A 7,576-nucleotide genomic window follows, 5' to 3' on the forward strand; every position below is an offset into this window, starting at 1 on the left:
AAACAAAGTCGGGATAGGGCATTGCCACGACTCGCTTTCGGACACAGAGAGAAGGTAAGACCACTTGTGGCACATCTCCGTGAAGTGTCAAGAATCCCCGCGCGTTCACGCCGGGGAGTATGTCAATTAACTCGACTCGCTAAACTTGCCACTGTTACCACCAACTCCACAGGATCGATCGGCTTAGGCAGATGAATTTGAAAACCCAGCCTTAGCGCCCGCACCCGTTCTTCCACCCTACCATAGGCGGTCAAAGCCACCGCTGGAACTTCCGTTGCACCACACATGGTTCTGACTTGCCCAATCAAATCTTTTCCGTGTGCCATCGGCATTCCTAGATCGCTGACAAATACATCCGGCGATCGCCTTTTAATCGCCTCTAGAGCCTCCCATGCCGAGACAGCAGTCTCCACCTCGGCCCCGCATTCTTCGAGCACCATCCGCGCAAAATCCAAGGAATCCTCGTCATTATCGGCCACCAACACCCACAGGCCAGAAAGATCGATCTTAAAAGAACACTCCTTTCTAGGTGCGATCGACCTTTTTTCTCTACTCACAAACTCCCCAGCCCCAGGCGCAGAAAATCCACCCTCGCCCTGTTGCATGGGCAACTTCACCACAAACTTCGCTCCTTTTCCCTTCCCGGCAGATTCCGCTTGCACTGTCCCCCCGTGCATTTCCACCACATGGCGGACGATCGCCAACCCCATACCCAATCCGTTGTACGATCGAGTCGCAGAGGTGTCCGCTTGACTGAAGCGATCGAAAACATGGGGCAGAAACTCCGCACTGATACCCTCTCCCGTATCGCTCACCTCAATTTCCACCCTAGCTGAGGACAATTTGCCCCCAGATGCTAAATGAGGGGAAATATCACCCTCCACCTGCCGCACCCCCACCTTCACCTGTCCTTGAGCAGGAGTAAACTTAATTGCATTGGAGAGCAAATTCCACACCACCTGCTGCAAGCGCCCCGAATCTCCAAATATCCGCACCGAAGTCTGGTCAAATTCCGTGACAATTTGAATATTTTTGGCTCTGGCCGCAGTTGCCAGAGTTTCAATGGCCGCCTCAACATTTGCCAGCACATCCACCCACCGCAAATTCAGCGATAATTGACCCGTAATAATCTGCGATACGTCCAACAAATCCTCGATTAGTGTTCCCAAAGACCTCGTATTGCGATCGATGGTTTCCAAAGCTCTCACCGTAGTATTTTCATCAAACTTGCGATAACGTAGCAGTTGCGTCCATCCCAGCATCGCATTTAACGGTGTCCGCAATTCGTGGGACAAAGTTGCGAGAAACTCATCTTTAATTCGGTTCAGGATCTCTAATTCCTCCGCTCGTTCCTGAAGTTCTTTTTCTAATCGTTTGCGCTCGCTCAAATCGAGAATGAAAGCAACAGATTCTTCCCGTTTTTCACCCAACAAAATATACCCCACCAACACCGGAATCCGGCTACCATCTGGGCGCACATATTCCTTTTCGTAAGGAGTGCAAACCCCCGTGGCTTTTGCCTCTGCCATGCCGATCGCATCCAAGGGTAGATACTCCACAGGTGTCATATCAATCCACCGCATTTCCCCACGTTGCAAATGTTCCCGACTGTACCCCACCATCCGCAAAAATTCGTCGTTAGCCTCGGTAATGGCACCGTGGATATTACCGAACAGAATTCCCATCAAGTTAGCTTCTGCTAAACACCTGAGTTTTTCCTCGCTAGCTTGGAGTGCGGCTTCTGCTTGCTTGCGGGCGCTAATATCTTGGAAATAAGCCGACAAACCCGAATCCGACGGATAAAATCGCACGTTAAACCACTTATTTACAGATGCGTTAAATGCTTCGTATTCGATTGTTACTTTTTCTGACATGGCTTGGTCAGCCATTTTGTAACTTTCTAAATCCTGTAGATGATGAACCACATCCAGCATACTTTTTCCGATCAACTCAGCTTGAGACTTGCCTAAAATCTCCTCTGCTTTCCGGTTGACATAGGTGTAATTCCAGTCGCAATCGACAGCAAAAAAAGCGTCGGTAATACTTTCGAGAATATTACTAATTCCATCCTTGGCTGCTTGTAGAGCTTTTGCGGTTTCTTCTGCTTGCAATCGGGCTGCTTGTTCCCGTTCAAAGGCGACGGCGCGTTCTTGTTCTGCTAGTTTGCGATCGCTAATATCAATGCAAGAACCGATGTAACCTGCAAAAGTGCGATCGGGCCTATACCGCGGTAAGCCCGTCGCCAAAATCCAGCGGTAATCGCCATCATAGCGTCTCAGACGAAATTCCATCCGAAACTCATTTCGCGCGTCAAAAGCATTCCCATAAGTATCTAAACAATACTGCAAATCCTCCGGGTGTACCGATTCTTTCCAGCCCCAGTCCATGACGGAGGCCAAACTTCGGCCCGTAAAATCCAGCCAAACTTGATTAAAGTAATTGCAAACTTTGTCGATACCAGACATCCAAATCATGACCGGTGCGGTATCTGCCATCATCCGAAACCGGTCTTCGCTTTCTTGGCGGTGTACTTCGGCAAGTTTGCGATCGAGTCTTTCTTTAACTTCCCGCAATGCCCGCTGAATAGACGGTACTAGGCGCGTCAAACTGCGTTTGACCACATAATCTGTAGCCCCATTTTTCAAAATTTCGATCGCCAACTCCTCACCCAAAGTAGCCGATACAAAAATAAACGGCAATCCCGGACAAATACCACGGGCTATTTCCAGGGCCTCTAGTCCATTAAACTCTGGCAGCATATAATCTGCCAAAATCAGGTCATAGCAATTATTTTCCAGTGCCCCCACAAAGTCTGCCCGTGTTTGCACGCACAACAGAGAAAAATCTAGACCACCATCTAATAGATAAGCCTGGATCAATTCAGCATCCAAGTTAGAGTCTTCTAATAAGAGGATATTTAGCGTTTTCACCCTAGCCTCCGGGAGTAGTTTGATCTTGCCAAAATTCACAAGATTAACCGTTTGTGTTTTATTTCATCTGATTAGACAAATATCTATCGCAAGATAGATATTTATGCTTTTTTTAAGTAAAAAACCAGATTTCCAGCATTTTCAGTCGAATATCGCCTCCCAAGCTGAGAAACCAGGTTTTTCAATCTTATCAAATTACTTCCTAGGCGATCGATACAATACTAGCTCGTTCATAAGGCAATCGATTCGTGGGCAAAACCTCAAGACTGATTTGTAGCGAATCCAAAGCTGGATTTTCAGCTAGCACCTTTTTAGTCAACTTTTTATTCACAACTTCCCAAAAATCAGTTTCGTTAGGGTAACTAGCCAAAAAATTGTCGATGCTGCGATAAATCGGCACAAAGTCAGGATATTCAGCCGTAGTAATTCCTGGTTTGTACTGATACTTGACATCAATATTTAGGTTGTTTAAGCCCTGATGGTCGATGGAGTAATTAGCCAACTGGAAATCCCAAGCCTCCGATAATTTACCATCTTGAGTCCTAGTTACCGTACTGCTGCGGTCGTAGGGTAATCGGTTGGTCGGCAACACATCCAAATTCACTGTTACCGAGGAAAGTGATGGATTTTCCCCTAGCACTTTTTGGGTAACATTTTTGTTAATTACTTCCCAAAAATCCGTTTCATTGGGGTAGTTAACCAACAAATTGTCAATACTTTTGTAAATTGGCACAAAATCGGGATACTGAAAATTTTGAATCCCATTTTGGTACTGGTAATTGACATCAATATTCAGGTTGTTCAGCCCTTGATGATTAATGGGGTAATTTGGGACTGTAAAATTCCACTTCTCGGTCAATTGAGCATCGGTAGGAAAGAATGCAATCCCCACTGGACGCTGTAGTTTACTATCGGGAGGAACAAAAATAGAATTGTTGCCAGAACCAAGATTCCCGGTAATGGGCAGAGGCTCACCTGTATTGCCATTGTACCGCAACACAGCCCCGGCATTATTAGCATTAGCGCGGTTGTCAAAGCCAACGGCAAACAAATTGCCACTAGGGGAAAATGCCAAACTACCCACATAATTGCTACTGGGCAATGTATCAGTATAATTAGTAGATAAAACCTTGACTAATTCTCCCGTTTTTAATTTGTAACGCCGGATATCGTTAGCAAAATCACTCACATAAAGGTCGTCATCATTAGGTCCGATCGCCATTCCCAAAAGACTCACAAACCCCTGACTTCTAGGCGAAACATCCGGTGAAGCAAAAATACTAAACTGCTTAGTTTCTAGGTTATAGCGGAGTACCTGACTCAGGAAATTATCGCTAAAATCTGCCTGACCATTTTTAGCCACACTCCCCTGAGTTGTCACGTACAAATTACCATCAGGGTCGAATACCAAACCATTAGGACCATTCAATCCTCCCGCTTGCTGATTTCCCGTAGCAAATACATCAATAAACTGCCCAGTTTTGCCATTATAGCGGAGAATTTGGTCAGTCAAAAAACTGCTGACATAAAAATTACCATCAGGACCAAAAGCTAAACCATAAGGACGAGACAATCCACCACTTTCATCAGTCGTAGTGTTGGGATTGTCGCCAACAAATCGGTCAATAAATGCACCAGTAATTCCGTCATAGCGCAATACAGCCGATGCTCCAATTTCTCCCGATTTTGCTGGTTTGTCACCGCTAGCAATGTAAATATCCGACTTGCCATCGCCGTTGCCATCGGGCCCAAAGATGACCGTATCTGGTCTGAACAAGCCACCACTTGCTGCTGGAATAAATTCGTCTACCAAATTCCCTGTTTTGCCATCAAAGCGGAGTACATTATTGCCCCTTGTATTACCCACAAGGAAAGTTCCTTGAGGATTAGTGGGTTGAGTGCGGGTAACTTTACTGGTGCGGCTGTAGGGTATGTTTTGGCTGGGCAAAACGTTCAAATTGATATCGATCGCAGCTAGGGCAGGATTTTCGAGCAGGATATTTTGGGTTAATTTTTTATTGACAATTTCCCAAAAATCTGTCTCGTTTGGATAGTTAGTTAAAAACTTATCAATCCCTTTGTAAATTGGCACAAAATCTGGATATTCTGCTGGGGTAATTCCAGACTTATACTGGTAATTTACATCTAGGTTAAGTTTGTTTAAGCCTTGGTGATTAATTGCGTAGTTTTGCAAATAAAAATCAAAGTCTTCTTGGATTTGGCCCGAACGACTGCGGAAAACTGTGCTGGCGCGATCGTAGGGCAATCTGTCCGTTGGCAAAATTTCCAGTTGCAGGGTAACATTGGTGAGTGCTGGATTTTCATCTAGCACTTTTTGGCTCAAATTCTTGTTAATAGTTTCCCAAGCATCCGTTTCATTGGGATAGTTGACTAGGAAGTTATCAATGCTTTTATAAATTGGCACAAAATCGGGATATTCTTGTTTGGTGATTCCCGGTTTTAGTTCGTAATCAACTTTGATATTTAAGGTGTTTAAACCTTGGTGGTCGATGGTATAATTTTTAAAGTTGAAAGCCCAGTTTTCTGAAGGGAATGGGGCAGCAGTTCTAGTTGCCAATCGCTCTGGATTACTGGCTGCATCGCTAACGGCAAAATCTATGCCTGTAAGTTCGTCTCGCTCAACTTGACGGGCGATATCTGGCGATGAGGGGAAACTACCATCAAATTTGAGATTGTTGTCTCGTGTTTCCAGGGTTCCGAAATCGGTGATTTTGTCAAAAAGGTCGATCGCACTATCAGTTGCGCCCACACCCATATTTGATGTTTGAGGCAAATCATAGCTGGTATCAAATAAAACATTGGTATCGCCCGCAGCCATGTTTTTTGTCGGATTAAGGCGATCGAACTTGCTACCAAATAAGTCGGGAATTTCCGCTGAGAAAAGCGCTGTATTTCGCTGAATTGCGTTTTCTTCAAAAAGTTTTGCTGTATTTAACATAAGCTCTAATTCCACTCTCACTACACTAAATTAAACAGCAGCTACATCCTGATTCTGTAATAAAAGTGCTCAGTACAAAAATCGCCTTGTGACGGCTGAAACTAAGGGCGATCTTTTGTTTCCAATCAGGCACAACATTAAACTGGATTTTCCTATAATAGCAACATAAGAGTCGATCGCGATCGACTATTTTGCCCATGACAAATTGGTTGAAGTTTCCACAACCTCAACCAAATCTGCCATCGGGGGATACCGAACCTATTATCAATTTAGAGAAATGATTCACCCACAGCTAAACATCTTGATTTTGCATCAAGCGCTGCTTCAAACGGGCTGGATCTCCGCGATCGACCACTTGGCCCTTTTCCAACAAAAAAGCCCCATCACAATAATTCAACTCATCCAAACGGTGAGTCACCCACAAAGCCGTAATTCCGCGATTTTTCACCAAACGCTGCACCGCCGCCACCAAATCCAACTGAGAATCAGGATCTAACAAAGCCGTCGGTTCATCCAATAGTAGAATTTCACAGTGACGGGCGATCGCTCCAGCCAGAGCAATTCGCTGTTTCTGCCCACCACTCAAAGCATAAATCGGCCGTCGCTGCAACTCCAACAAATTCACAGCCTCCAAAGCCTCCGCCACCCTAGCCCGCACCTGAATATTAGATAACTGTTCTTCCACCAAACCAAAAGCCACATCTGCACCAACTGTAGGCATCACCAGTTGGTGATCGGGGTTTTGGAAGACAAAACCCACCCTTCCACTCAGATCGATTTCCCCAAACTGGGGGTGCAGCAGCCCAGCCATCAGCCTCAGCAAGGTAGATTTGCCACTGCCATTAGTACCCAAGAGCATCCAAAACTCGCCCTTGGGTACATCGAGAGAGCAACTTTGCAACACTCGATCGCCCGAAGGCCAGCAAAAACCCAAATCCCGCACCGCAACGGCTAACGAAGTGCGATCGCCACCAGCACCCCCTGCCCTCATTCTGCTACAGCCATCGAGACAAAACCCGGTGCTCTCCCTGTAGAAGCAGCCCCCGATTTCTGAGAGACGATCACCCCAGAAATCTCGCTACTGAGCACAGCCACTTTTTTCTCAGGATTTTTCTCGCAGGTGAGTTCCAAAATTTGGGGTTGGGAGTTACGAATCGCCTCTACAACCTGCTGGTAAACAGCCTCAGCGTCCTCCGCGGACTTCCGCTGCACCGACAGGGAGACGGGGGTGTTCTTCACAATCATGTCAATGCTGAACATATAGTCTTAACAATTTAAGTTTGGAGCTCTCTCTTCAGTATATATAGTAGGAGTCCCCTGAGCCATGGAAACACCAAGGACAACTGCCGGGATGTGAAGCCCAGAGAGAAGATCGGGAAAATCCAGAAGAAATACTTGCTCTTGTAAAGAATTACCCTTATAATCTGGATTACGGTAAAGAAAAGTAAAGTCTGTTCATAATCCATGTCATTTTCTGCTAAGCAGCAAGACTTGGAAAATAAAGAATAGAAACTTGTCCGTTGTAATTATATCAATTTGGAGATTTGCGTAATGACAATTGCAGTCGGACGCGCCCAGAACGAACGAGGCATCTTTGATGTACTCGACGACTGGCTCAAACGCGATCGCTTCGTCTTCGTAGGCTGGTCTGGCATCCTGCTATTCCCCTGCGCCTATATGGCCATCG

4 protein-coding genes and 1 pseudogene are annotated in these 7,576 nt (G+C 45.8%); 1 reads left to right on the plus strand and 4 read right to left on the minus strand.

Annotated features, from left to right (window positions below; translation table 11 throughout):
- Positions 1–122: 122 nt before the first annotated feature.
- The 4 genes from AAFP14_RS26510 to AAFP14_RS26525 form a co-directional block, all read right to left on the minus strand.
- Positions 123–2,930, minus strand: a complete 2,808-nt coding sequence (locus AAFP14_RS26510) for a PAS domain S-box protein (protein WP_341735145.1) — start codon at positions 2,928–2,930, stop codon at positions 123–125.
- 202 nt (positions 2,931–3,132) lie between these two features.
- Positions 3,133–5,889: a Vgb family protein gene (locus tag AAFP14_RS26515; RefSeq protein WP_341735146.1), complete on the minus strand. Its 2,757-nt coding sequence runs from the start codon at positions 5,887–5,889 to the stop codon at positions 3,133–3,135.
- Positions 5,890–6,181: 292 nt separating this feature from the next.
- On the minus strand, positions 6,182–6,880 hold the full coding sequence (locus AAFP14_RS26520; protein WP_341735147.1) for an energy-coupling factor ABC transporter ATP-binding protein: 699 nt from the start codon (positions 6,878–6,880) through the stop codon (positions 6,182–6,184).
- On the minus strand, positions 6,877–7,149 hold the full coding sequence (locus AAFP14_RS26525; RefSeq protein ID WP_340525463.1) for a UPF0367 protein family: 273 nt from the start codon (positions 7,147–7,149) through the stop codon (positions 6,877–6,879). Before AAFP14_RS26525 ends, AAFP14_RS26520 begins: the two co-directional genes overlap by 4 nt.
- A 291-nt stretch (positions 7,150–7,440) precedes the next feature.
- On the opposite strand from AAFP14_RS26525, the pseudogene AAFP14_RS26530 reads away from it, so the two are divergent.
- Positions 7,441–7,576, plus strand: a pseudogene (locus AAFP14_RS26530) (photosystem II D2 protein (photosystem q(a) protein)); the annotation flags it as partial.

The sequence above is a fragment of the Microcoleus sp. EPA2 genome, assembly GCA_020882975.1.
Classification (GTDB): Bacteria; Cyanobacteriota; Cyanobacteriia; order Cyanobacteriales; family Microcoleaceae; genus Microcoleus.